Below are 22,400 nucleotides of genomic sequence, written 5' to 3' on the forward strand. Positions count from 1 at the left end.
GCCTTCTTTTGTCGGGAACTTGCCGGGGCGCAGACAACTCAGTAGAGGATGGTCTTCGGACTGAGCAAGCCCCCGCCCTCCCATCTTCAGGACGCCTCTTTATGCCCTCCACCTCCACCATCCTTGTCGTCGAAGACGACGACATCGTGCGCATGTTGATCGTCGATGTATTGGAGGAGTTGGCGTTCCGTGTGCTGGAAGCCGCCGACGCTGGACGTGCGTTGGAACACGTGCAAAACCCTGACCAGAACATCCACCTGATGATGACGGACGTCGGCCTGCCGGACATGGACGGCAAGCAGTTGGCCAACAAGGTGCGTGAATTGCACCCCGCCCTGCCGATCCTGTTTGCCAGCGGCTATGCCGAAAACATCGATGTGCCCGCAGGCATGCACGTGATAGGCAAACCGTTTTCCATCGACCAGTTGCGCGACAAGGTCAGGTCTATCCTCGGCACTGAATGATGTCGGCTTGCCAGTGCCGCCTTCCGGGGCGGCATTTTTGTGTCCGGCCCGCACAGATTTACGTGACCTGCGGCGAATAAAAACGGAAACTCAGCGCGCTCGTGCGCCATTCAACACATTTCTTCAAAAGCACTCACGAAGGATGCAACAACATGATTGCAAAACCCACGCGCCTGCTGCTGGCGAGCCTCTCTTTATTGCTGAGCGGCGGTGCCTTGGCCGACTTCACGGCAACCCCGAGCGAAGCGCGGGCCATTGCAAAGGAAGCCTACCTTTACGGCTTCCCCGTGGTGCAGATGTACAAGACGCTCTACGCCCAGGCTGTCGACAAGGGCGGCGTTGAATTCAAGGCGCCGTTCAACCGTATCGGTACCACCGCACCGGTGACCAGCCCCAAAGACACCGCCTTGACGACCCCGAATGCCGACATGGCGTATTCCTTCGTGTGGATGGACCTGCGCAGCGAGCCTTTGGTGCTGACGCTGCCGAAAATCGAGGACGACCGTTACTACGCCGTGCAACTGGTTGACCTGTACACGCAAAACATCGCCTACCTGGGCACGCGCAGCACCGGCAACAACGGTGGTCATTACATGATCGCCGGTCCCGACTGGAAGGGGCAGCAACCCGTGGACGTGGACCGCGTGGTCTACAGCGAAAGCAACGTCGCCTATGCGCTGTATCGCACCCAGTTGTTTGATGACAAAGACCTGAACAAGGTCAAGCAGATCCAGAATGGCTACAAGGTGCAGTCACTGAGCAGCTACGTGAAGCAGGCCGCACCGGCCAAGGCGCCGAAACTCGCCTGGCCCAAGCCCATGGCGACCATGACCGAAGGCCCACAGCTGTTTCGTTACCTGAACTTCATGTTGGCCTTCGCCGCCCCCCAGGACAGTGAAAAAGAGCTGCTGGCGCGTTTTGCCAAGATCGGTGTGGCGCCTGGCGCGCCGTTCAAGGCCAACCAATTGACCGCTGAACAGCGCAAGGCGCTGGAGGACGGCATTTCCGATGCTCGCGCCGAATTCGCGGCCTTCAAAAAAGACAAGATCGACACTCATCAGGTCGCCCGCAGCGACCTGTACGGCAGCCGTGACCGTCTGCAAAACAATTACCTGTACCGCTACGCCGGTGCCGACCTGGGGATTTTCGGCAACTCCGCCGACGAAGCCGTGTCATTCACCTACCGTGACGACAGCGAAGGCAAACCGGCCAACGGCGCGCGTCATAGCTATACCGTGCATTTCAGCAAGGACCAACTGCCGCCGGCCGATGCGTTCTGGTCACTGACCCTGTACGACGCCAAGACCCACCAACTGGTGCCGAACCATAAAAAGCGTTACCTGATCAACTCGCGCATGCTGCCGGGCCTGAAGCTGGACGCCGACGGTGGCCTGACCCTGGCATTGCAGCATCACGAGCCACCCAAGGCGGAACAGGCCAACTGGCTGCCCGCCCCGCCGGCGCCGTTCTATGCGGTACTGCGCGTGTACCTGCCCAAGCCCGAAGCCAGCAATGGCCAGTGGAAATTGCCACCGTTGACGCCACTCAAATAACCGCACGCCGGGCCGTTGTCAGGGAGCTGCATCGCAAATGAATTGCTGGAACATCCTCGGCCTGGCGCCGGATGCCGATAGCCGCACGATCAAGCGCCACTACGCGGCCTTGTTGAAAAAGACGCGTCCGGACGACGACCCACAGGGCTTCCAGCGCCTGCGCGAAGCCTATGAAGCCGCGTTGGCCTGGCGTGAGAACGAGCAGGAGCCCGAGGCCGAGGTGCTTGTCGAAGCCCTCGGCGAAACCCTTGCCCAGCGCTATGAAGCGGCAATGGCCGATGGCACGGCGTTGTTCCTTGAGATCCATCTGTTGCAGCGCTGCATCGAAGGCGAGCTGAATGCCGAGGACACGCGGTGGGCCTTCGAAACCTTCAACTGGCTGACTGCCTGGCAACGGCTCGAATTGCCCAGCGCATTGATCGACACCCTGGAGCGACAGCAGCGCGACCAATTGCAGCGCCCGCTGTATGAGGCGCTTGGGCAGCACGACGACGCCGCGTTCCTGGCGGCCTACGCCGCACGTCATGAGCATGCCTGGGTGAACAATCATCCCCATGCCGAGTGGTTCAATGAATGGTTGGCCAGGCTGCTTGCCCATCATCATTACTGGTCAAGCACGCTGTTCAACGCCGTGTGTGCCGGGCAGCGCTGGCACGGTGGCGCAGATCATGCCTGCCCGGCCGACGAGTGGGCGCTCTTGTTGAAACGCCAGCAAGGGCCGGCCTTTCTCGCACGCCAACGCGCATTGGCCGCCGAACCGCCCTACAGCCCGGAACAGCGCGCCGCGCGTTTACTGCTCGCGCCGATGAGCCTGGGCCAGCGCCGCGCCTTCGCGCAACGCCTGGACGAGCACGACTGGAAGGCCTGCCAGCAGCTCAGCGCCGATCTTTACGCCGACCACATCAGCGTTGCCGAAGCGATGCCCGGCGGCACCGTGTATTTCTGGCAAGGCTGGGATTCGGCCCTGGACACCTGGCCGTGGATCGTCGCGCTGGTGCTCAGTTGCCTGGTGGGCATGCTGGTACAGGTTGAAAGCCTGGCCGGGAAGATCATCCCGACCCTGGGCCAGGGCATTGTGTGGGCGATAGGCGCCGTGGTCTGCGCGGGCGTAGCCTGGCAGGGCTGGCGACCATGGGCTCACCACTATCGCGTGCTGGATGAACGGCTCAGCCAGCGATTGCCGTGCTGGATCAGCGCCAGCCACTTGCCGTTGCTGCCGATACGCGATCTGCTGCCGGGGCTCGTTGTGGCGGGAGCACTGGGGTATGTGTTCAACCCGCTGGCCAGCTTGACCCTGGTCGTGGTGCTGGCACTGGTCGGCTTGATCAGGCGCCCCTTCACCAACCACCACACCCCCTGGTCCGCCCGCCACCCGCGCTGGGCCGTGCTGGGCGGCGCGTTGGGTCTCGTCGGCGCAGTTGTGCTGTACGCCGGTTTGAAGGTGCTCGATAACAGCCATCTGATCACCCGTAACCAGGGCCTGCAACAGTGGACCGAGCGCCTGTGCAGCCGCATGCCGCGCAGCGCGACCGAATGCCAGGCACCCGCCACGCACACGCAGTGGTACGGCCAGGAGGCCAAGCGATGAATCCGAAATGGCTGGTGCCCATAAGCCTGGTGTTGGGCCTGGGGCTGCTCGGTGTCGCCGGCGCGACCAAACCCTTGCAATACGCGCAATTGTGGCTGGACCAGCGTGACAGCCCGTCCACGGCAACAGCCAGTGCGCTGGCCCCCCTCATTGACTGCGTGAACCGTATTGATCGGGACACCCGTTTGGCGTACTACCGCCTGCATGCCGCGTCGCCACAAGCGCCCGAGCACGACAACTTCGGCGACAGAAACGAGCCCGAACCGCGGATTATCCAAGCATCGGTGTGCTCGTCCTTGTACACCCTGAAACTGGAGCGCCAGCAACCCGGCAGCCCATTGATCGGCCTGGCCAGTGTGTACGCCTACCGGCTGCAGAAACTCACCTCGCTGACGGACAAAATCACGGCAATGCCGCCGCCCGATGGCGTGCCTCAAGGTGTTCAGCAAATGGTCGCTGAGGCCATGAACAAACCACTGCTCGCCCAACTGGTCGACGTCGGCGAAGACTACCTGGCGGTCTCAACCGGCCTGCGCAACCAACTGGAACGTGAAGACCTGAGCGTACGCCCCGCGCAGTTGGCGCGTATCGAAGCCCGTATGGGCCGCGACCTTCACTGGCACGTACTCAATTACATGATCGCCGCGCGCCATGCCGTTGACCGGATTGAACGTGACATGCGCGATGCCAGCCTGACACCGCAGACCGTCGCCGACCTGGCCGCGGCCGTGCAGGCGGCGGCGGATAACGGCAACGCGTACAAACGCCTGCACCCCGGCAACCCTCGGGATGAAGAGGCCAGTAACCTCTGGTATACGATCAGCCCGGCGGCAGAGGCATACCTTGCGGCGTTGACCACCCTTCGCCAAGACTGGCTCGCACACGCCGCGCCACCGCAACTGAGTGAGGACTACTACCTCGTCACGCGTCGCTACGACGCCCTCCTGAGCTACTACAACCGCCTTGCGCGCAATGCGTTCTAGTGTTTTTTGAGCTTCACATAGGACTGATGCAGATCTGACGCCCAACCATCGATCACCTCTTTCACGTCATCGGCCTTCATCACCTGCGAGTCATTTGACAGCGGCTTGCCGGTGCCTTTGCGCACCACCTGGGCGAGGACCTTGCCGTTGGCGCCATCCAGAAACTGCGCCTCGGTGCCCAAGGTGGTCTCCTGGTCGCGAATACCCGCGCCGGTACTCACCGCTGCCGCCACCAACGCTACCGGGATGAATTCATAGGGCTTGAGGCCTTCGGTCTTACTGCTGACGGCAGTGATTGCGGCACGGACCACAATCACGCCAGGGCCCGGGCCGTTCGCCAAGGGCAATGACTTGGCCAGCTCACGCTTGAGCGCCTGGTTGAAATAGCTGTTGATGCCGCTGAGGGTGCTCTGCGGGATTTTTGCGCTGGCCTGTGGCGTGGGATAGAACTGAGTGGGCTCGATGTACACCGCCGTGTAGCGGCTCAAGTCCAGCGTGGGATCGACCCAGCGCATCACTTCAGCGCCCGAGGGTGACGTGGCTTTCTTCAGTTGGCTGTAGTTGGAGAGGAACCCTGAATACTCGTCCGGTTGCGTGACCTTGCTGGCGCAGCCCGCCATGCCGATCGAGGCGACGCACAGCGCGCTGATCATTAGCCTTAGCTTCATCATTGAACTCCCTGGCGATCATCATCGTAAGAATGAGCTGTAGGTATAGCCAATCCTGGGGAATACACCTCATTGACGGCGCCTGGCATGCGCGCTCAGACCAAACTGCACCGCTCATTTGCGCGGTAACTGCGTATGACTATTGCCCTGCCAGTGAGTAAGGTGAAACCACATCCATTGTCAGGAACATCACATGCGCACCATCGGCCTTATCGGCGGCATGAGCTGGGAGTCCAGCGCCGAGTATTACCGCATCATCAACCAGTGCGTGCGCGACCAACTCGGCCCGCTGCGCTCGGCACAAGTGTTGATGTACAGCGTGGACTTCGGCCCGGTGGAGCAAGCCCAGCATGCCGGACGCTGGGACGACACCGCGCTGATCCTCGAAGATGCCGCCCGCCGCTTGCAGGCGGGTGGCGCCGAATGCGTGGTGCTGTGTACCAACACCATGCACAAGCTGGCGCCGCGAATCGAAGCGGCAGTGTCGATTCCGTTCCTGCATATCGCCGATGCCGCCGCGTTGGCCGCCGTGGAAGCCGGGACGTTGACGGTTGGTTTGCTCGGCACGGCCTTCACCATGGAGCAGGACTTTCTTACGTCCCGACTGACCGGCCACGGCCTGACCGTGCTGTTACCGGACGCGGATGAACGCAAGGAGGTGCATCGCGTTATCTATGAGGAGCTGTGCGTCGGCGTGATCAGCGACACTTCACGCCGGACTTACCAACGGGTCATCCAGTCCCTGGCCGCGCGCGGCGCTCAGGCGGTGATCCTCGGTTGCACGGAAATCGGCCTGTTGATCAAGCCCGAACACAGCGAGTTGCCGCTGCTGGACACCACCGCGCTGCATGCGCAGGCGGCGGTGGCGTTTGCCTTGCAGGACTAAGCGCGCGTGCGCAGGCGCGCCATGCTGACGGTGTCGACAAACACCCCATCACGCAGGGCGCTGTCACGCAGCACACCTTCTACCTCGAAGCCGAATTTACGGTACAGGCGTTGCGCCGCTTCGTTGTCGACGTACACCGTCAGCTCCACACGATGCAGGTTCATCCAGTTGTCGGCCACGTCCAGCGCGGCCGTCAACAGGCGCGAGCCCACGCCTTTGCCTTGCCAGGCCGTGGCCACGCCCATGCCGAACGAACCGACATGGGCCTGGCGCACGCGCAGGTACTGTTGCAGGCCGAGTTGGCCAATGACCTCGCCGCCATGCACGGCCACCAGTTGCAGGCGCCGCTCATCGTCCATCACCAGTTTTTTGCGCCACGCCTCCACCGATTGGAAAGGCATCTGCAGCACCTGACGGCACACGGCAGGTTCGTTATAGAGCGCCGCAACGCCTTCAAGATGGGCCTCGGTAAAGCGCTGGATGACGATATGAGGTTCAGGCGTGTGCATGGTGCTTCATCCTTTGAATAACACATGGCCGGCCAGTGTAGAGGCCCTCCCCGCTTGATGGCTAGGGCGCAGGTGCGGTCGACCACAAAGACGGCCAATCCCCGTAGGCCACCCCGGTGCAACGCGGCATCATTTTGAATTCGCTGAGCTGGAAGCCCTTGCCGTCAAACACCCACACCCCCCCGCCGCCACAATCGCCGATCCCGCGTTGTTTGTAGAAGTAGCTCAAGGTGCCCGTGGCCGGGTCATAGCCGACCGAGCCTTGCAGCGCCGCGTCCTCCAGTGGCAAAGACTCAAGCTGCAGGGTTGTTTCGGCATATGGCGCCTGGCGCTGGCGGCTGACCACGTCGTACTCGCAGTTGTAGGCCGCGCAGTCATAACGCACCACGGTCATTGCTTGCTGCGCCGTCAGCGCACCGGCGCTGGCCTCCGGTTCGCCGCCCGTGCCGTTGACCTCAGGCGTGATGGGGCGCAGCGCAGCCGCTACCAGGCCGGCCTGCTCCTGTGCGGTCAACGCGGGTGCCCCCGGGAATTTGCGCAATACCGGGGTCGGCAAACGCGCCGGCACGGCACTGGCCGCGCCTTTACCCGGCCGGGCCAGCGCGGTGAGGTTATCCACCCGCCCCTGCACCGCATCTATCAACAGCAGCGAAGCGCTCAGCCCGCTCAACGACACATGGGCGTCCTTGTCATCCGGTAGCTCCAGACGCTTGCCATCGCGCAAGGCCTGCAACCAACGGCGGGCCGCGGCCTCCTCGATCACACCGTAGGACCGCACCTCGGGATCGCCGCCCTGATCGTCCAGTTCGACGTGCAAATCCCGAGTCAACTCCAGGCCCAGCGGCTGACCGTCCAATCGCAAGGTGGCCAGGTCCAGCGCTTCGCCACGATGGTCGAAGCGCAAGCGCAGGTAGCCCTCGGCCCCGGCCTGATGCCAGATGTGCAACGTCAACGAGCTGTAGTCCTCTTCGTCGACCCCACTGGGCGCGCTGAGGGCATGGCAATTGCGCAGGTTGTCGCAACCGATCACCCACTCCTTGATTTCCCGCAGCAGCGGTACGGTTTCGGGTTTGGCTTGAGCAAGGGTGGCAGTGCCGCTCAGCAGCAGGGCCAGAAGTACGGGGCGCAGCATGGGACTCTCCGTGTCGAAAAGGCGCGGATTGTCCCATGTTCTGACGGGTGCGTCAGCGCTTGGCAGCCACCCGCCACACCCGCGCAATATCCGCCGCCCGCTCACTCAACAAACGCGGTGCTTCAGCGCACGCCTGTTCCAGGCTGGTGGGCCCTGAAGGCAACGCGAATGCGGCGTCGACGCCATGGGCGTACATCTGCTCGTAACCATCGCCCAGGGTGCCGGCGATGACGATCACCGGCACGCCGTGTTGCCGGGCGATGTGCGCCACACCGAAGGGCGTTTTGCCGCGCAGGGTCTGGGCGTCGAAACGGCCTTCGCCGGTAATCACAAGGTCGGCGCCGCGCACGGCTTGATCAAGGCCGACCAACTCAGCCACGACCTCCACACCCGCACGGAACTGCGCCCCCAGGAAGGCTTTGGCGGCGAAGCCCAGGCCACCCGCCGCGCCGCTGCCGGGTTCGTCGCGTACATCCCTGGGCAACACGCGGGCACAATGGTCGGCGAAATGGCCGAGCGCAGCATCAAGTTGCCTGACGTGCTCGGGGGTGGCACCTTTCTGCGGGCCGAAAATCGCCGAGGCACCCTGGGGGCCGCACAGTGGGTTATTTACGTCGGCGGCGATTTCAAAGCGCACCTCGGCCAAGCGTGGGTCGAGGTGTTCAAGACTCATACGGGCCAGGCGCGATAAGGCCAGGCCGCCAGGTGCCAGCGCTTGCTCCTGGGCGTCGAACACTTGCAGACCCAGCGCTTGCATCGCTCCGGCACCGCCATCGTTGGTGGCACTGCCGCCAATCGCCAGGATGATGCGCTGGGCACCGGCATCCAGGGCCGCGCGGATCAGTTCTCCGGTGCCGAAGGTGCTGGTGATGCACGCATCGCGCTGGCCGGGCGGCACCCGTTGCAGACCGCTGGCTTCGGCCATTTCGATGATCGCCGTGCGGCTGTCGGCCAACCAGCCCCAACGCGCGTCGACCGCCGCGCCCAGCGGCCCGCGCACCGTTTGGTGGCGCAGTTCGCCGTTGCAGGCGGCGAGCACCGAATCCACCGTGCCTTCACCGCCGTCCGCCATCGGGCATTGGATCAACTGTGCGTCCGGCCAGACCTGGGCCAGCCCATGGGCGATAGCCTGGGCGACGCCTTCAGCACTCAGGCTGTCCTTGAACGAGTCGGGGGCGATGATGATTTTCATGGGCTTTCTCCGGTTTTTATAACGCCCATGCTGCCAGCTGGCACCGGGATTGACGCCGGTCAGATGCACAAGTGCGGGTGAGCTTTGTTGTTCATTCCGACAAAGACTGGGGCAGCAACTGCACGCCGAGGTACAAGGCAAGCATGCCGTCCAGGGTCAACGGGTCGACGCCGCTGAGTTCCGCGATGCGCTCCATGCGATAACGCAGGCTATTGCGGTGAATGCCCAGCGCATCGGCGCAGGCCTGGCTCTGGCCGTCGTGCTCGCACCAGCTGCGCAGCGTGGCCAGCAGTTGGCCGTTGCTGTCCTTGGCCAGCACGTTGCGCAGAGGGTTGAGCAGTTCGTCGAGGGCATCATCGTTGCGATGGCGCCAGAGCATCACCGGCAGGCGATAACGGCTGAGCGTCAGCAGCCGCGAGTGCGGCAGCACATCGCGACCGTACGCCAGCAGGTCACCGACGCGTCGGTAGCAACGCCGCAGGCCGGGCAAACCATTGGCTTGCCCGCCCACGGCCACCCGCAGGATCGTCCAACCTTGAGCGTCGAGCTTCTCCAGCAGGCGCAGGTTGTCCACCTGAACGGCCGCCGGCCGGCACCACAACAGCGAAAACTGCGCTGAGCTGACGCACCAACTGTCCGGGTAACGCGAGGTCAGCCAGGTGCTCAAGGCTTCCGCCGATTGGCCAGGGCCCAGCTCGAACAGGTAAGGCGTGCGCGCCAGTTGCGGTTTGAGCCCCAGTTGCTGGGCTTCATCGACCAGGCGCGGTGAGTCGCCGGTGTCGGCCAGCAGCAATGCCAGCAGGTCATCGCAACGCTGGCGCCGCCAGTGCTGCTCGGCTTGCTGGTGACGATGGCTGACCAGCATTTCGGCGGTCATGCGCACCAGTTCGGCATACGTGCGCAGCAACTCCGGCTCGCCGGTGATGCCCAGCACGCCGATCAGGCGCTGATCGTGCATCAGCGGCAGGTTGATACCCGGCTGCACGCCCTTGAGGTGCTTGGCGGTCTGGCCGTCGATTTCCACCACGCGCCCATTGGCCAGCACCAGTTGCGCCCCCTCATGGCGGGTGTTGATGCGCTCGGCTTCACCGCTGCCCAGGATCAGCCCCTGGCTGTCCATGACGTTGACGTTGTAGGGCAAAATCGCCATGGTCCGATCGACGATATCCTGCGCCAGGTCATGATCCAGCTCGAACACGGGGGCCATCTCCTCGAAAAAAGTCCTGCACGGCAGGGTTGTTCATCGGCACAGCGCAAAGCCGGCTTGTCTGTGCGCGAGCACAAAGACAGCACCCCGCCGCGTGGCCGAGACTCGTTGGGCGATCAACGTTACCCGCGCATCGCGCAAAATCATAATAAATAGAGAGAACGCCATGTCACAGAGCGCCGCTGCCCCACTGACCACCGATGACGATAAAAACGCCATCTACAAGCGCATTACCCTGCGCCTGATCCCGTTCATTTTCATCTGCTATCTGTTCAACTACCTCGACCGGGTCAACGTTGGCTTTGCCAAGTTGCAGATGCTCGATGCACTGAAGTTCAGCGAAACCGTGTACGGCCTGGGAGCCGGGATCTTCTTTATCGGCTACGTGCTGTGCGGCGTGCCGAGCAACCTGGCGCTGACCCGGTTCGGTCCACGTCGCTGGATTGCCTTGATGATGATCGTGTGGGGCACCCTGTCCACCTGCCTGTTGTTCGTGACCACGCCGACGCATTTCTACACCCTGCGCCTGTTTACCGGTGCCGCCGAAGCCGGGTTCTTCCCCGGTGTGGTGCTGTACCTTGCGCAGTGGTTCCCGACGTTCCGTCGTGGGCGGATCATGGCCCTGTTCATGTCGGCGATCCCGGTGTCGGGGTTGCTCGGCAGCCCGTTTTCCGGCTGGATTCTCAACCACTTCGCCGCCGGCCAAGGTGGCTTGGCCGGCTGGCAGTGGATGTTTCTGCTGCAAGGCATCCCGACCGTGATCCTCGGCGCCCTCGCCTACTTCCTGCTCAGTGACAGCTTCGCCAACGCCAAGTGGCTCACGCCGCACGAGCGCGCGGTGCTGGAAACCGACCAGGCCACCGACCAGGCAAACAAACCCAAGGCCACCACCGACTCGCTGGGGCAAGTATTCAAGAACCCGGCCATCTGGGCCTTCGGGCTGATCTACTTCTGCATCCAGAGCGGTGTGTACGCGATCAACTTCTGGTTGCCGTCGATCATCAAGAACCTGGGGTTCAGCGATAACCTGGTGATTGGCTGGCTCAGTGCGGTCCCTTACCTGCTGGCGGCGGTATTCATGTTGCTGGTGGGGCGTTCCGCCGACTTGCGCAAAGAGCGTCGCTGGCACTTGGTGGTGCCGATGTTGATGGGCGCCATTGGCTTGGTGATCGCGGTGAATTTCGCCACTACGCCGGCGCTCGCCATCCTCGGGCTGACTATCGCCACCATGGGCGCCCTCACCGGCCTGCCGATGTTCTGGCCGGTGCCTACCGCCATGCTCAGCGCGGGCGCGGCGGCCGGTGGGTTGGCGCTGATCAACTCCATGGGCCAGATGGCCGGCTTCCTCAGCCCGTATATCGTCGGTTTCGTGAAGGATGCCACCGGGTCCACGGATATGGCGCTTTACCTGCTGGCCGCAGTGATTGTGGCCGGCAGTGTGTTGGCATTGCGGATGACGCGCAGCCTCAACGCCTGATGCGGTCAGTGTGGGAGGGCTTTGCGCCCTCCCACCGTGGAGGCGGTGTTACAGCAAGCCACCGCCGTCAATGTCGATTACGGCGCCGGTCATGTAACCGTTTTCCATGGCCAGCACATAGCCCGCCGCCACTTCCTCCGCCTGGCCTACCCGGCCAACCGGCAATGCGTTACCGGCCTTGGCAAACATCGCCAGGCGCGATTCCTCGGCCAACCCCGCGTACGCCGGCGTATCAATGACCCCCGGGCTGATCACATTGACCCGACGCGGTGCGAGTTCCTTGGCCAACTGTTTGCCCAGTGCCTCGGTCGCGGCATTGATGCCGACCTTTATAAACTGGCCCGGCACTAATTTACGCCCCAGTTGCCCGGAGGTCAGGCTGATGCTGCCGCGCTCATCCAGAAAGGGCAGCGCCCGTTGAATAGCGCGCAATGCGCCCCAGAGTTTCACATTGAAATTGTCCTGGGCCTGCTCCAAGTCTGTCTCGCTCAAGGGGTTGGCGCGTACCGAAGGGCCAGACGTATACACCAAATGATCAAAATGCCCCACGCGTTCGAACAACCGTTGCAGGGATGCCGGGTCGGTGACGTCCACCGGTTCGCTGCGTACGCCATCGTCGGTAGTGGACGACAAGCGCCGCCCGGCCAGTATCACGTGTGCGCCACGCACCATGGCCGCCTCGGCCACCGCCGCGCCAATACCGCTGCTGCCGCCGATCACAATCACGGTTTTGCCGTTGAGGGGGGATGTCATGGGAAAGGTCCTTGGGGTCGAAAGTGAGCGTTCATCTTCCCAGCTTGGCAATCGCCGAAAAATCCCGGTAAAACGACAGGATCTTTAAAGGATTTTTATAAATGAGCTCGATCCTCGACCTTGAAGTCTTTGTGCGCACGGCCGACACCGGCAGCCTGTCCGCCGCCGCCCGCGGCCTGGGTTTGACCCCAGCGGCGGCCAGCATTGCGCTCAAACGCCTGGAGACCCGCCTGGGCATTCGCCTGCTCGCGCGTTCCACCCGCAGCATGCGCCTGACCGAAGAAGGCAAGCGCTACCTCGACAGCGTGCGCGAGGCCCTGGCGGCGCTGGCCGAAGGCGAGCAGGCGCTCAAGCAGCAGAGCCAAGGGCTGACCGGCCTGCTGCAATTGGCTGCGCCGTCGGATTTCGGGCGCAACGTTGTGCTTGGCTGGCTGGACGAGTTCAAGCTGGAACACCCGAATATCCGCCTGCAACTGCTGCTTAACGACAGCAATGCCGACCTGTTCCGCGACACCGTCGACATCGCCCTGCGCTTCGGCGTGCCGAGGGACTCGAGCCTGGTGGCGCTGCCGGTGGTGCCGGGCCACCGGCGCATAGCCTGCGCCAGCCCCGATTACCTCGCGCGCCATGGCACACCCACCACGCCGGAGCAGTTGGCGCAGCACAATACGCTGCGCTACATGCGCCAGGGCCGGGCCAGCAGCACCTGGTTCTTTCGCCAGGGCGACGACCTGCAGGAAGTTGAAGTGACCGGCGACTACTTGAGCGATGACGGTGAAATCGTGCGGCGCTGGGCCTTGGCCGGCCACGGTATTGCGTATAAGGCCAACCTGGATATCGCCCGGGACCTCAAGGCCGGCCGCCTGGTGCAACTGCTGCCGGACTGGCAAGGCGAACCCACACCATTCAACCTGATGTGCCCGCACCGCCTGCAAGTGTCGGAGCGGGTAAAAGTGCTGCACCGATTTCTACAAGTGCGCTGCCAGGCGTTGCTGAGCACGTGAAGAAATGCGCACGGGGCTTGTTCCAGAGCCTCTGAGTCTGGTATTGCATGACGCTCACGTTTCCCAGACTTGAGGAGCTTTGCATGATTTACCGCACATTGGGCCAGTCCGGGTTGAAGGTCAGCGCCCTGACCCTGGGCACCATGATGTTTGGCGAACAGACCAACACCGAGGACTCGCTGCGCATCATCGACAAGGCCTGGGACCAAGGCATCAATTTTATCGACACGGCCGACGTATACACCGGCGGCCGCTCCGAAGAACTGGTCGGCGAAGCCATTGCCCGCCAGCGCCAGGATTGGGTGGTGGCGTCCAAAGTCGGCTTCGGCCCGCCCGACGGCTTACCCAACCGCAGCGGTTTGAGCCGCAAGCGCATTTTCAATGCCATTGAAGCCAGCCTGACCCGGCTCGACACCGACTACCTGGACATCTATTACCTGCATCGCGAAGACCACGCCACGCCGCTGGAGGTCACTGTATCGGCCATCGGCGACCTGATTCGCCAGGGCAAGATCCGCTATTGGGGCCTGTCCAACTATCGCGGCTGGCGCATCGCCGAGGTCATCCGCGTGGCCGAGCGCCTGGGCGTGGATAAACCGGTGATCAGCCAGCCGCTGTACAACATCGTCAATCGCCAGGCCGAGGTGGAACAGATCACCGCTGCGGCGGCGTATGGCCTGGGGGTGGTGCCCTATAGCCCGCTGGCCCGGGGCGTGCTCAGCGGCAAATATGCGCCGGATGTGACCCCGCAAGCGGGCAGCCGCGCCGCGCGCCAGGACAAACGCATCCTTGAAACCGAATGGCGTGTGGAGTCGTTGCGCATTGCCCAGCAGATTCAGGAGTACGCCCAAGCGCGCGGCGTGGGGGTTGTGGAGTTCGCGATCGCCTGGGTACTGAACAACGCGGCGGTGAGTTCGGCGATCGTCGGGCCGCGCACCGAGGCGCAGTGGGACGCCTACACGGGGGCGCTGGGCGTGAAGATCACGGCGCAGGATGAAGCGTTTATCGATTCGTTGGTCACACCGGGGCATTCGTCCACGCCGGGGTTCAATGATGTGAGCCACTTTGTCTCGGGCCGGGCGGCGTACGCCTAGCCAGCCTCTCGGGCGTACTGGAAATATGTGGGGGTCGACAGCCCCCACATTCGATCTGGGTAAACCGACCTTTTTTGGTCATTTTCCGTCTCCCGCCCCAAAACAGCGCACCCTTTGCCGCTGAAAGCACCATAATCCGCTCTCGATTCTCCCTGTTTATTTCCAATCGGCTTTCGCGAGGGCAGCGTGTCTAAAGGTGTTGTGTTATCGGTATCGGCCTCGGTGTTGTTTGCCGTCATGTATTACTTCACGTCGCTTCTCACGCCGTTGAGCGGCCTGGAGATTTTCGGCTGGCGCATGTTGCTGACCGTGCCGTGCATGACGGTGTTCATGATCGTCAGCGGCGAATGGCGGCGGGTGCGCGAGTTGCTCTACGTACTGGTGGCCAAGCCTCGATGGATTGCCGGGGTAGTGCTGTCTTCGGCGCTGCTTGGCGTGCAGTTGTGGCTGTTCATGTGGGCGCCGCTGAACGGGCGCAGCCTGGATGTGTCGGTGGGTTACTTCCTGCTGCCGCTGACCATGGTGTTGACCGGGCGTCTGGTATGGGGCGAACAGCTGTCCTACCTGCAAAAAATCGCTGTGTTTTGCGCTGCCCTCGGGGTGCTTAACGAGCTGTACCAGGCCGGCGGTTTTTCCTGGGCGACGCTGGTGGTGATCATCGGCTACCCGCTGTATTTCATCCTGCGCAAATACCTCAAGACCGATCACCTTGGCGGGCTGTGGCTGGATATGGCGTTGATGCTGCCGGTGGCCTGGTGGTTTGTGCAAAGCGGCGAACAAGGCTTTGCGGTGATGGATGCGCACCCCAAGCTGTATGCGTTGATCCCCTTGCTGGGCCTGATCAGTGCCTCGGCCTTGGTGAGCTATATCATCGCCAGCCGTTTGTTGGCGTTCAGCCTGTTCGGGCTGCTCAGTTACGTCGAACCGGTGTTGCTGCTGGTAGTGGCCCTGTTGCTGGGTGAAGGGGTCAAGCCGGGGCAATGGCTGACCTATATTTCGATCTGGGTCGCCGTGATGGTACTGGTGTTCGAAGGGTTCAAGCACTTGGTGCGCCAGCAGCGGGCCTGATGCCCTGGCAATAGAAAGCCCGGCCGAGGTTGCCCTCGGCCGGGCTTTTTGCACTTACTCGGCGGTCAAGACGCCGCGACGTACCTGGTCCCGCTCGATGGACTCGAACAACGCTTTGAAGTTGCCTTCGCCAAACCCATCATCGCCCTTGCGCTGGATGAACTCGAAAAACACCGGGCCCATCAAGGTTTCCGAGAAGATTTGCAGCAACAGACGCTTATCACCTTCGATGGACGAGCCATCCAGCAGGATGCCACGCGCCTGCAATTGATCCACCGGCTCGCCATGGTTCGGCAGGCGGCCTTCGAGCATTTCATAGTAGGTGTCCGGCGGCGCGGTCATGAAGCGCATGCCGATCTTCTTCAGCGCGTCCCAGGTCTTGATCAGGTCGTCGGTGAGGAATGCCACGTGCTGGATGCCTTCACCGTTGAACTGCATCAGGAACTCTTCGATCTGCCCGGCGCCCTTGGACGACTCTTCGTTCAGCGGGATACGGATTCTGCCGTCCGGCGCGCTCATGGCCTTGGACGTCAGGCCGGTGTACTCGCCCTTGATATCGAAGTAACGCGCTTCACGGAAGTTGAACAGTTTCTCGTAGAAGTTGGCCCAATAAGCCATGCGCCCGCGATAGACGTTGTGGGTCAGGTGGTCGATGACCTTCAGGCCGGCGCCTTGCGGGTTGCGGTCCACGCCGTCGAGGAACACGAAGTCGATGTCATAGATCGAGCTGCCTTCGCCAAAACGGTCGATCAGGTACAACGGCGCGCCGCCGATGCCTTTGATCGCCGGCAGGTTCAGCTCCATCGGGCCGGTTTCGATGTGGATCGGCTGGGCGCCCAGTTCCAGGGCACGGTTATAGGCGTGCTGCGAGTCCTTGACGCGGAACGCCATGCCGCACACCGATGGGCCATGCTCAGCGGCAAAGTACGAAGCGATGCTGTTGGGCTCGTTGTTGAGGATCAGGTTGATCTCGCCCTGGCGGTACAGGTGCACGTTTTTGGAACGGTGGGTCGCGACTTTGCTGAAGCCCATGATCTCGAAGATCGGCTCCAAGGTGCCCGGGGTTGGCGATGCGAACTCGATGAATTCAAAGCCCATCAGGCCCATTGGGTTTTCGTATTGGTCGGCCATTTCGGCGCCTCATTCTTGTGATTAACGGATGTCAATTGCCAGCAAGGATGAGGCGAACAGGTGGCGCGCAGGACAGGCCTCGCACGCTGCGGGCGAGGAAGTCACCAAAGATGAGGGGGGAACCGTGTCGCTTCATGGTGTCATCAGTCTCTGACGGCCGAGGCTTGCGTGAGCGCAAGTCCATATTCTTGTATGCGTAAATCGATTCTACACAGCGTAACAGGGTTTGTCCGTACTCTTATCAAATCCCCATTACCCGCGCCCGTGCAAGGGGTTTGTTGCACAGGTAGATGCCCAGCAGAATGACTGCCCCGCCCAGCAACATGGGGACGGTCAATTGCTCGCCCAGCAGCAACGCGCCGCAGATGACGGCGGTCAGCGGGTTGAGTGCGATAAATACGCCGGAGCGTGTCGCGCCGATACGCCGGAGACCGTCGTAGTAGCCGATATAGGCCAGCGCCGAACCCAATACGCCCAGATACACCAGACTCAGCAGTTGTGGCAGGTCGATACGGGCAACCGCTTCAAGCGTGATACCGCCGCTCAGTGCGGTTGTGGCGGTCAGCATCAACGTGCCCAGCAGCACTGACCAGGTGACGGTCTGCAACGGGCCCAGGGTGGCGTTCAACCCGCGGGAAAACAACGAATAAACGCCCCAAGCCAACACACAGCCGAAGATCAGCAGATCCCCGAGCCAACTCTGGGGGGCGACCTGCATCAGTTGCGGGTTGCGGCTGACAATCACCGTGGCGGCACCGCCCAGGCACAGCGCGATGCCCATGACTTTACTGCGCCCCGAGCGCTCTTTGAACAGCAGCCAGGAGGCCAGCCCAATCACGGCCGGGTTCAACGCCACGATCAACGACGCCCGCGACGCATTGATGTAGTGCAACCCATAGAAGAAGCACAGGTTGTAGAAAAAAATCCCAAAGAACCCCAGCACCGCCAACAGCGCCAATTGCTGAAGGCTTGGACGAACCAGGGGAATGCGGGCCACGCCCATGAACAGTAACAAGGCCAGGCTCGCCAGGAGAAAACGCAGGCTGGCGGCCAATAGCGGGTCGACCTGATTCGCCAGGTATCGCCCGGCGACAAAGGTGCCGCCCCAAATCATGGTGACGGCGGCGAGTTTGCAGTAAGTGAGGCGATCAGAGGTGGCGCGCATGAAGTGGGCTCGAAGAACAGGAGAATGGGCGTATTCTTCAGCTAATAAGCCATCATCGTAAAATGAGCATTTACTCATGACCCTCACGCAACTGGAAATATTCTCCCTGGTGGCCGAGCTGCAAGGTTTCACCAGCGCGGCGCACCGGCTGGGCATCAGCCAATCGGCGGTGTCCCACGCCATCAAGGCGCTGGAGCAGGAACTGGGCGTGGCGCTGTTTCGGCGCCATCAAACCCTGGTAGAAACCAGCGATATCGGCCAGCAATTACTCGGTCGCGCCCGTGCCATGCTCGGCCTCGCCAACACGCTGCAGCAGGAAGCCGCCGATGCCCGGGGCATGAAGCGCGGGACCTTGCGCATTGGATCGTTTGGGCCGACCTCTTCCACCTATTTGCTGCCGAGGATTCTCAGTCGATTCCGCCAGGCGCATCCCGGTATCGAAGTACACGTGGACGAAGGGCCGGACCGACAAGTCATCCACTGGCTGGACGAGCGCAGAGTCGATATCGGCTTCGTCGTGCTCGAACAGGAGCGCTTGGATACCTACCCATTGTTCGAAGACCAGATGGTCGCGCTGCTGCCCACCGATCATCCGTTGGCCGACCGTGAGCAGGTAACGCTCAAGGACTTGTGCGGCGCCCCCTTTGCGCTGACGGAGGCAGGCTCGTCGGAACTGGTGACGCGGCTGTTCAGTGACGCTCGCTTAGTGCCCAATGTGCGTTACCGCTGCTCCCAATTACTGAGCACCTTGGAGACAGTGAGCCGGGGCGATGCCGTGAGCCTGGTGGCGCAGGCGTCCTTGCCCGCCACGCCAGACCCGCGTTATGTACAGCGGCCATTGTTGCCCGCCGTGCCGCGCAAGGTCGGCCTGGCCGTGCTGGACCGGCGCCAGTCTTCCCCGGCGACCCTGGCGTTTATCCGTATCGCCCAGAGCCTGGCGCTATGACCCCACCGCCCTGGACTGCGAGCTTATTGGCGGCGAGCCATCTATCATCAGCGCATCCCGATTGCTGCTACAGGCCGTTCTGCCCATGCCCCTGACCGCCAACGGCCCGCGAAACCGCGCCACTCGCACCTTCATGACCATGCTGGGTGGCTTGCTGCCGATTGCGCTGGGCATCGTCATTTTGCATTGGCAAGCCGAACGCTCGCTGCAACAGAGTACCGTCCGCACCGCCCAGGAAGCCGTGCGCCAGTTTGACCTGATGCTTGATAACACCGCCCTCGCCGCCCAGGCCTTGCTGCCCCTGGCGGGCCAACCCTGCGATGACGCGGCCCAACTGGCCCTGCGCGAGCAGGTCACGCGGCGACCGTTTGTGCGCGCAACCACGTTGTCCTGGCAAAAGAACATCTATTGCAGCTCACTGTTCGGCGGCGACCATGAGTCCAGCGTCAACCCGGCTGACTATGTCGACGGCGCGTTATGGTTGATGACGGGCAACCCGGTTACGCCGGATACCGCGCTCCTGGTGCATCGACTGGTTGACGGCGACAAAGCCGCCTTTGCCTCTATCGACGGCTACCACCTGACCAACGCCCTGCGCTTGATCAGCCGTTACGCGGACCTGACCCTGCAGGTGGGCCCGCACTGGCTCGGTGCCGACGGCAAGGTGCATGACGTGCCGGTGCCTGGCTTTGCCGTGGCTCATCAACACCTGGCGTCCGCGCGCTATCCGTACAGTGTCGACGCCGGCATGCCCGCCGGTGAAGTGTGGCGCTATATGCGCGAGCGTTACCCGGCGTCGTTCAGCCTAGTGGTGTTTTTTGGCGTTCTGGCCGGTGTGCTTGTGCGTGGGCTGCAAAAGCGCTCTTCGACGCCCACCCATGAATTGCAACGAGCGCTGGAAGCGAATGAGTTCGTCCCTTACTTTCAGCCGGTGGTGCGCGGCGACACGCGCGAATGGGCGGGTTGTGAAGTGTTGATGCGCTGGCGCCACCCCAAGGAAGGTTTGGTGCGCCCAGACCTGTTTATTCCTTTGGCCGAACATTGCGGCCTGATCGTGCCGATGACCCGCGCCCTGCTGCGTCAGACCGCTGCGCAACTGGCGCCCTATGCGGCGCGTATCAGCCCGGGCTTCCATATTGGGGTGAATATCACCGCACGCCATTGCCTTGACCTGGAGTTGGTGGATGACTGTCGCGAATTTCTGGCCGCTTTCCCGGCAGGCCAGGTGACGCTGGTGCTGGAGTTGACCGAGCGCGAGCTGATCGAACCCACCGCTATCACGCGACAGCTGTTCGATGCCCTGCATCAACTGGGCGTGATGATCGCCCTCGATGACTTTGGCACCGGGCACTCCAGCCTGGCTTACTTGCGTAATTTCAATGTGGATTATTTGAAGATAGACCAGAGTTTTGTCGCCATGATCGGCGCAGATGTACTATCAAGTCATATCCTCGACAGCATCATAGAGTTGTCCAGCAAGCTCGACCTGGGCATCGTTGCAGAGGGCGTCGAAACAGCCGAGCAGTGTGAATACCTGGCGGCGCACGGTGTGGATTTCCTGCAGGGTTACCTGTTTGGCAGACCGTTACCCGGTGATGAATTCATTCAAACCTTGATCAGTCATTGAATAGCCATACACTCAGCGCGTTGAAATATTCTTAGTTGAGACAAAAGACGTGATTTACTCGTAGCGGATTAACTACTACAATTTTTCCTGCCTGTGCAGAGCTCGCAGGACGACGTATTTTTTGAGTCGTTTAAAGCGCTTGGCTTATAGCTTTGTCTGCAGTTGATATCAGCCAACTACACTATTGGAGTACAGATTTTGTCCAGACTCGCCGAATTTCGCGCAGCAGAAAAAGCCCTTCAAGAGCAGCTTGCCCAGCTGGAATCCCTGAAGAACGACGCAGGCTTGAAGAAAGAGATCGAATTCGAAGAAAAGCTTCAGGCATTGATGAAAACCTACGGCAAAGGCCTGCGTGACATCATCCTGATCCTTGATCCAAACCCGGGCAAGTCCAGTGCCGCCGCGGCTCCCAAACAGCGTCGCGCGCGCGTGGTCAAGGTCTACCAGAACCCGCACACTGGCGAGCTGATCGAAACCAAGGGTGGCAACCACCGTGGCCTCAAGGCCTGGAAAGAACAATACGGCGCCGAGACGGTAGATTCCTGGCTTCGCGGTTGATCGCATTGCTCTAATAAAAAAGCCCCGCTTAAGCGGGGCTTTTTTTATTCACGCGTTCGAACCTGAACTTAAATAACATTTCATTTTGTTCCATGGCAATCGGCCGAACGTGCTTAAAGTTTGAGACTGTCGCGCACTGAACTGACTTCATCCTTGCTCGCCTCGTATGCTTGCGCTTGGCCAGCGTATGAAAAAACATACGCCTTATCGGTATCAACCGCCGCCACCAATGTTTGTGACAATACGTGCCGGCCGTTCTCGGTAATCACGCAAGTAGTTTCCAGCGCTTCAAGACGGCTCAATGTTGCAGCGTGCATTTTGGTGCACACGCTTTGGTAGCCACCTTGGGCAAACCCTTTCTGGATGGACTTACGCATTTCCAGCAAAACGCCCTGAAGATTAACTTTATGCCCACTTTCGACCGGCGTGCCCGTTAACTCCATGACCATCAACGTGTTGCCGTTTTCATCATTCTTGATCGCACGCTGCCGGGAGACCGGTTGCGGTTTTGCCGGTACCTCGCCATCGGCAATCACTTCTTCGGCTTGCCAGCCGCTGGGCCAATGAATTTCCGGATCGGCCGCCAACACAACAGAACTGGCCAACAGCAAACACCCAGCGCTCAATAGCCGTTTACGAACGTCGAACATGCGAAAAACACCCTAGAACCAAGCACCAAAGTGTGAGCCCCTGCGCCCATCGGTCGCAAGGCCTGCGTCAGCTTTTTCATTTGGCGCGGCAGGCGAGCCTTGCGTATCATGGCTGCGCTGCACAGATGCCAGCCGCAAGCCAAGGGAACGCTCCTCTCACCAGGAGCTGCGTTTGCCCCATTTTTTTCTGGAGGGCCCATGAGCCTGCACGAACTGAACACCTTCCCGGGCGTCACCGCCCAACCTGACACCGCCACGTCGAACTTCGTGTTCAACCACACCATGCTGCGGGTCAAGGACATCACCAAGTCGCTGGATTTCTATACCCGCGTCCTGGGTTTCTCCCTGGTTGAAAAGCGCGATTTCCCGGAAGCCGAATTCAGCCTGTACTTCCTGGCCCTGGTGGACAAATCCCAGATCCCTGCCGACGCCGCCGCGCGCACCCAGTGGATGAAGTCGATCCCGGGCATCCTTGAACTGACCCACAACCACGGCACCGAAAACGATGCCGACTTCGCTTATCACAACGGCAATACCGACCCGCGTGGCTTTGGCCATATCTGCATCTCGGTGCCGGATATCGTTGCAGCGTGCGAACGCTTTGAAGCGCTGGGGTGTGATTTCCAGAAACGCCTGAGCGATGGCCGCATGAAAAGCCTGGCATTCATCAAGGACCCCGATGCGTATTGGGTCGAGATCATTCAACCCGCGCCGCTGTAACGAAAAAACCCCATGATCACTCATG

22 protein-coding genes are annotated in these 22,400 nt (G+C 61.6%); 13 read left to right on the forward strand and 9 right to left on the reverse strand.

Annotated features, from left to right (window positions below; all coding sequences use genetic code 11):
• Positions 1–101: 101 nt before the first annotated feature.
• From KSS96_RS15255 to KSS96_RS15270, 4 genes are all read left to right on the forward strand, one after another.
• Positions 102–464 carry a response regulator gene (locus tag KSS96_RS15255; RefSeq protein ID WP_217855035.1) on the forward strand — a complete coding sequence of 121 codons (363 nt, stop codon included), beginning with the start codon at positions 102–104 and terminating at the stop codon, positions 462–464.
• Positions 465–616: 152 nt separating this feature from the next.
• Complete coding sequence (locus KSS96_RS15260; RefSeq protein ID WP_065879062.1) at positions 617–2,017, forward strand: DUF1254 domain-containing protein; 1,401 nt, start codon at positions 617–619, stop codon at positions 2,015–2,017.
• Between the two features lie 37 nt (positions 2,018–2,054).
• Positions 2,055–3,605: a J domain-containing protein gene (locus KSS96_RS15265; protein WP_065879061.1), complete on the forward strand. Its 1,551-nt coding sequence runs from the start codon at positions 2,055–2,057 to the stop codon at positions 3,603–3,605.
• The gene (locus KSS96_RS15270) at positions 3,602–4,588 is read left to right on the forward strand and encodes a DUF3829 domain-containing protein (RefSeq protein WP_065879060.1); all 987 of its coding nucleotides are present in this window, start codon (positions 3,602–3,604) and stop codon (positions 4,586–4,588) included. The genes KSS96_RS15265 and KSS96_RS15270 overlap by 4 nt, the downstream gene beginning before the upstream one ends.
• On the opposite strand, the gene KSS96_RS15275 is transcribed toward KSS96_RS15270, so the two are convergent.
• The gene (locus KSS96_RS15275; protein ID WP_017528059.1) at positions 4,585–5,256 is read right to left on the reverse strand and encodes a DUF3313 domain-containing protein; all 672 of its coding nucleotides are present in this window, start codon (positions 5,254–5,256) and stop codon (positions 4,585–4,587) included. The two genes, KSS96_RS15270 and KSS96_RS15275, sit on opposite strands and share 4 nt — an antisense overlap.
• A gap of 193 nt (positions 5,257–5,449) precedes the next feature.
• On the opposite strand from KSS96_RS15275, the gene KSS96_RS15280 reads away from it, so the two are divergent.
• Positions 5,450–6,142: an aspartate/glutamate racemase family protein gene (locus KSS96_RS15280; protein ID WP_065879059.1), complete on the forward strand. Its 693-nt coding sequence runs from the start codon at positions 5,450–5,452 to the stop codon at positions 6,140–6,142.
• Here the strand turns inward: KSS96_RS15280 and KSS96_RS15285 are convergent.
• From KSS96_RS15285 to KSS96_RS15300, 4 genes are all read right to left on the reverse strand, one after another.
• Positions 6,139–6,651 carry a GNAT family N-acetyltransferase gene (locus tag KSS96_RS15285; protein ID WP_065879058.1) on the reverse strand — a complete coding sequence of 171 codons (513 nt, stop codon included), beginning with the start codon at positions 6,649–6,651 and terminating at the stop codon, positions 6,139–6,141. The genes KSS96_RS15280 and KSS96_RS15285 overlap by 4 nt on opposite strands.
• Positions 6,652–6,712: 61 nt before the next feature.
• The gene (locus KSS96_RS15290; RefSeq protein WP_065879057.1) at positions 6,713–7,783 is read right to left on the reverse strand and encodes a DUF1176 domain-containing protein; all 1,071 of its coding nucleotides are present in this window, start codon (positions 7,781–7,783) and stop codon (positions 6,713–6,715) included.
• Between the two features lie 52 nt (positions 7,784–7,835).
• The gene (locus tag KSS96_RS15295; protein ID WP_065879056.1) at positions 7,836–8,975 is read right to left on the reverse strand and encodes a glycerate kinase; all 1,140 of its coding nucleotides are present in this window, start codon (positions 8,973–8,975) and stop codon (positions 7,836–7,838) included.
• A gap of 91 nt (positions 8,976–9,066) precedes the next feature.
• A complete protein-coding gene (locus KSS96_RS15300) occupies positions 9,067–10,173 on the reverse strand; it encodes a sugar diacid recognition domain-containing protein (RefSeq protein WP_065879145.1) in 1,107 nt (368 codons plus the stop codon).
• 175 nt (positions 10,174–10,348) lie between these two features.
• On the opposite strand from KSS96_RS15300, the gene KSS96_RS15305 reads away from it, so the two are divergent.
• On the forward strand, positions 10,349–11,659 hold the full coding sequence (locus KSS96_RS15305; RefSeq protein ID WP_065879055.1) for an MFS transporter: 1,311 nt from the start codon (positions 10,349–10,351) through the stop codon (positions 11,657–11,659).
• A gap of 48 nt (positions 11,660–11,707) precedes the next feature.
• Here KSS96_RS15305 and KSS96_RS15310 read toward each other — a convergent pair whose 3' ends face one another.
• Entirely contained in the window at positions 11,708–12,412 is a 705-nt protein-coding gene (locus tag KSS96_RS15310; protein WP_017528066.1) for an SDR family oxidoreductase, read from the reverse strand.
• 101 nt (positions 12,413–12,513) lie between these two features.
• Here KSS96_RS15310 and KSS96_RS15315 point away from each other — a divergent pair, with 101 nt between their 5' ends.
• The 3 genes from KSS96_RS15315 (at position 12,514) to rarD (ending at position 15,578) form a co-directional block, all read left to right on the forward strand.
• A complete protein-coding gene (locus tag KSS96_RS15315; RefSeq protein ID WP_017528067.1) occupies positions 12,514–13,416 on the forward strand; it encodes a LysR family transcriptional regulator in 903 nt (300 codons plus the stop codon).
• 83 nt (positions 13,417–13,499) lie between these two features.
• A complete protein-coding gene (locus tag KSS96_RS15320) occupies positions 13,500–14,510 on the forward strand; it encodes an aldo/keto reductase (RefSeq protein ID WP_065879053.1) in 1,011 nt (336 codons plus the stop codon).
• A gap of 186 nt (positions 14,511–14,696) precedes the next feature.
• Entirely contained in the window at positions 14,697–15,578 is an 882-nt protein-coding gene (gene rarD / locus KSS96_RS15325) for an EamA family transporter RarD (protein WP_017528069.1), read from the forward strand.
• A 54-nt stretch (positions 15,579–15,632) separates the two neighbouring features.
• On the opposite strand, the gene hppD is transcribed toward rarD, so the two are convergent.
• The gene (gene hppD, locus KSS96_RS15330) at positions 15,633–16,709 is read right to left on the reverse strand and encodes a 4-hydroxyphenylpyruvate dioxygenase (protein ID WP_017528070.1); all 1,077 of its coding nucleotides are present in this window, start codon (positions 16,707–16,709) and stop codon (positions 15,633–15,635) included.
• A 241-nt stretch (positions 16,710–16,950) separates the two neighbouring features.
• The gene (locus KSS96_RS15335) at positions 16,951–17,874 is read right to left on the reverse strand and encodes a DMT family transporter (RefSeq protein WP_065879052.1); all 924 of its coding nucleotides are present in this window, start codon (positions 17,872–17,874) and stop codon (positions 16,951–16,953) included.
• 76 nt (positions 17,875–17,950) lie between these two features.
• Here KSS96_RS15335 and KSS96_RS15340 point away from each other — a divergent pair, with 76 nt between their 5' ends.
• From KSS96_RS15340 to KSS96_RS15350, 3 genes are all read left to right on the forward strand, one after another.
• Positions 17,951–18,820 carry a LysR family transcriptional regulator gene (locus tag KSS96_RS15340; RefSeq protein WP_065879051.1) on the forward strand — a complete coding sequence of 290 codons (870 nt, stop codon included), beginning with the start codon at positions 17,951–17,953 and terminating at the stop codon, positions 18,818–18,820.
• Positions 18,821–18,905: 85 nt separating this feature from the next.
• Complete coding sequence (locus KSS96_RS15345; protein ID WP_068931859.1) at positions 18,906–20,447, forward strand: EAL domain-containing protein; 1,542 nt, start codon at positions 18,906–18,908, stop codon at positions 20,445–20,447.
• 198 nt (positions 20,448–20,645) lie between these two features.
• Positions 20,646–21,005: a histone-like nucleoid-structuring protein, MvaT/MvaU family gene (locus KSS96_RS15350; RefSeq protein WP_017528074.1), complete on the forward strand. Its 360-nt coding sequence runs from the start codon at positions 20,646–20,648 to the stop codon at positions 21,003–21,005.
• Positions 21,006–21,118: 113 nt separating this feature from the next.
• Here the strand turns inward: KSS96_RS15350 and KSS96_RS15355 are convergent, their stop codons facing one another.
• Positions 21,119–21,655, reverse strand: coding sequence for a DUF4946 domain-containing protein (locus KSS96_RS15355; protein ID WP_017528075.1), 537 nt, complete (start codon positions 21,653–21,655; stop codon positions 21,119–21,121).
• 198 nt (positions 21,656–21,853) lie between these two features.
• Here KSS96_RS15355 and gloA point away from each other — a divergent pair, with 198 nt between their 5' ends.
• Positions 21,854–22,375, forward strand: coding sequence for a lactoylglutathione lyase (gloA, locus tag KSS96_RS15360; protein ID WP_017528076.1), 522 nt, complete (start codon positions 21,854–21,856; stop codon positions 22,373–22,375).
• The last annotated feature ends 25 nt before the right edge of the window (positions 22,376–22,400 follow it).

Source organism: Pseudomonas asgharzadehiana (assembly GCF_019139815.1).
GTDB lineage: Bacteria > Pseudomonadota > Gammaproteobacteria > Pseudomonadales > Pseudomonadaceae > Aquipseudomonas > Aquipseudomonas asgharzadehiana.

Bases quoted from the DNA above. Each gene is read 5' to 3' on its own strand.
- KSS96_RS15255 (WP_217855035.1), top strand. From the start codon at position 102: ATGCCCTCCACCTCCACCATCCTTGTCGTCGAAGACGACGACATCGTG.
- KSS96_RS15260 (WP_065879062.1), top strand. From the start codon at position 617: ATGATTGCAAAACCCACGCGCCTGCTGCTGGCGAGCCTCTCTTTATTG.
- KSS96_RS15265 (WP_065879061.1), top strand. From the start codon at position 2,055: ATGAATTGCTGGAACATCCTCGGCCTGGCGCCGGATGCCGATAGCCGC.
- KSS96_RS15270 (WP_065879060.1), top strand. From the start codon at position 3,602: ATGAATCCGAAATGGCTGGTGCCCATAAGCCTGGTGTTGGGCCTGGGG.
- KSS96_RS15275 (WP_017528059.1), bottom strand. From the start codon at position 5,256: ATGAAGCTAAGGCTAATGATCAGCGCGCTGTGCGTCGCCTCGATCGGC.
- KSS96_RS15280 (WP_065879059.1), top strand. From the start codon at position 5,450: ATGCGCACCATCGGCCTTATCGGCGGCATGAGCTGGGAGTCCAGCGCC.
- KSS96_RS15285 (WP_065879058.1), bottom strand. From the start codon at position 6,651: ATGCACACGCCTGAACCTCATATCGTCATCCAGCGCTTTACCGAGGCC.
- KSS96_RS15290 (WP_065879057.1), bottom strand. From the start codon at position 7,783: ATGCTGCGCCCCGTACTTCTGGCCCTGCTGCTGAGCGGCACTGCCACC.
- KSS96_RS15295 (WP_065879056.1), bottom strand. From the start codon at position 8,975: ATGAAAATCATCATCGCCCCCGACTCGTTCAAGGACAGCCTGAGTGCT.
- KSS96_RS15305 (WP_065879055.1), top strand. From the start codon at position 10,349: ATGTCACAGAGCGCCGCTGCCCCACTGACCACCGATGACGATAAAAAC.
- KSS96_RS15310 (WP_017528066.1), bottom strand. From the start codon at position 12,412: ATGACATCCCCCCTCAACGGCAAAACCGTGATTGTGATCGGCGGCAGC.
- KSS96_RS15315 (WP_017528067.1), top strand. From the start codon at position 12,514: ATGAGCTCGATCCTCGACCTTGAAGTCTTTGTGCGCACGGCCGACACC.
- KSS96_RS15320 (WP_065879053.1), top strand. From the start codon at position 13,500: ATGATTTACCGCACATTGGGCCAGTCCGGGTTGAAGGTCAGCGCCCTG.
- hppD (WP_017528070.1), bottom strand. From the start codon at position 16,709: ATGGCCGACCAATACGAAAACCCAATGGGCCTGATGGGCTTTGAATTC.
- KSS96_RS15335 (WP_065879052.1), bottom strand. From the start codon at position 17,874: ATGCGCGCCACCTCTGATCGCCTCACTTACTGCAAACTCGCCGCCGTC.
- KSS96_RS15340 (WP_065879051.1), top strand. From the start codon at position 17,951: ATGACCCTCACGCAACTGGAAATATTCTCCCTGGTGGCCGAGCTGCAA.
- KSS96_RS15345 (WP_068931859.1), top strand. From the start codon at position 18,906: ATGCCCCTGACCGCCAACGGCCCGCGAAACCGCGCCACTCGCACCTTC.
- KSS96_RS15355 (WP_017528075.1), bottom strand. From the start codon at position 21,655: ATGTTCGACGTTCGTAAACGGCTATTGAGCGCTGGGTGTTTGCTGTTG.
- gloA (WP_017528076.1), top strand. From the start codon at position 21,854: ATGAGCCTGCACGAACTGAACACCTTCCCGGGCGTCACCGCCCAACCT.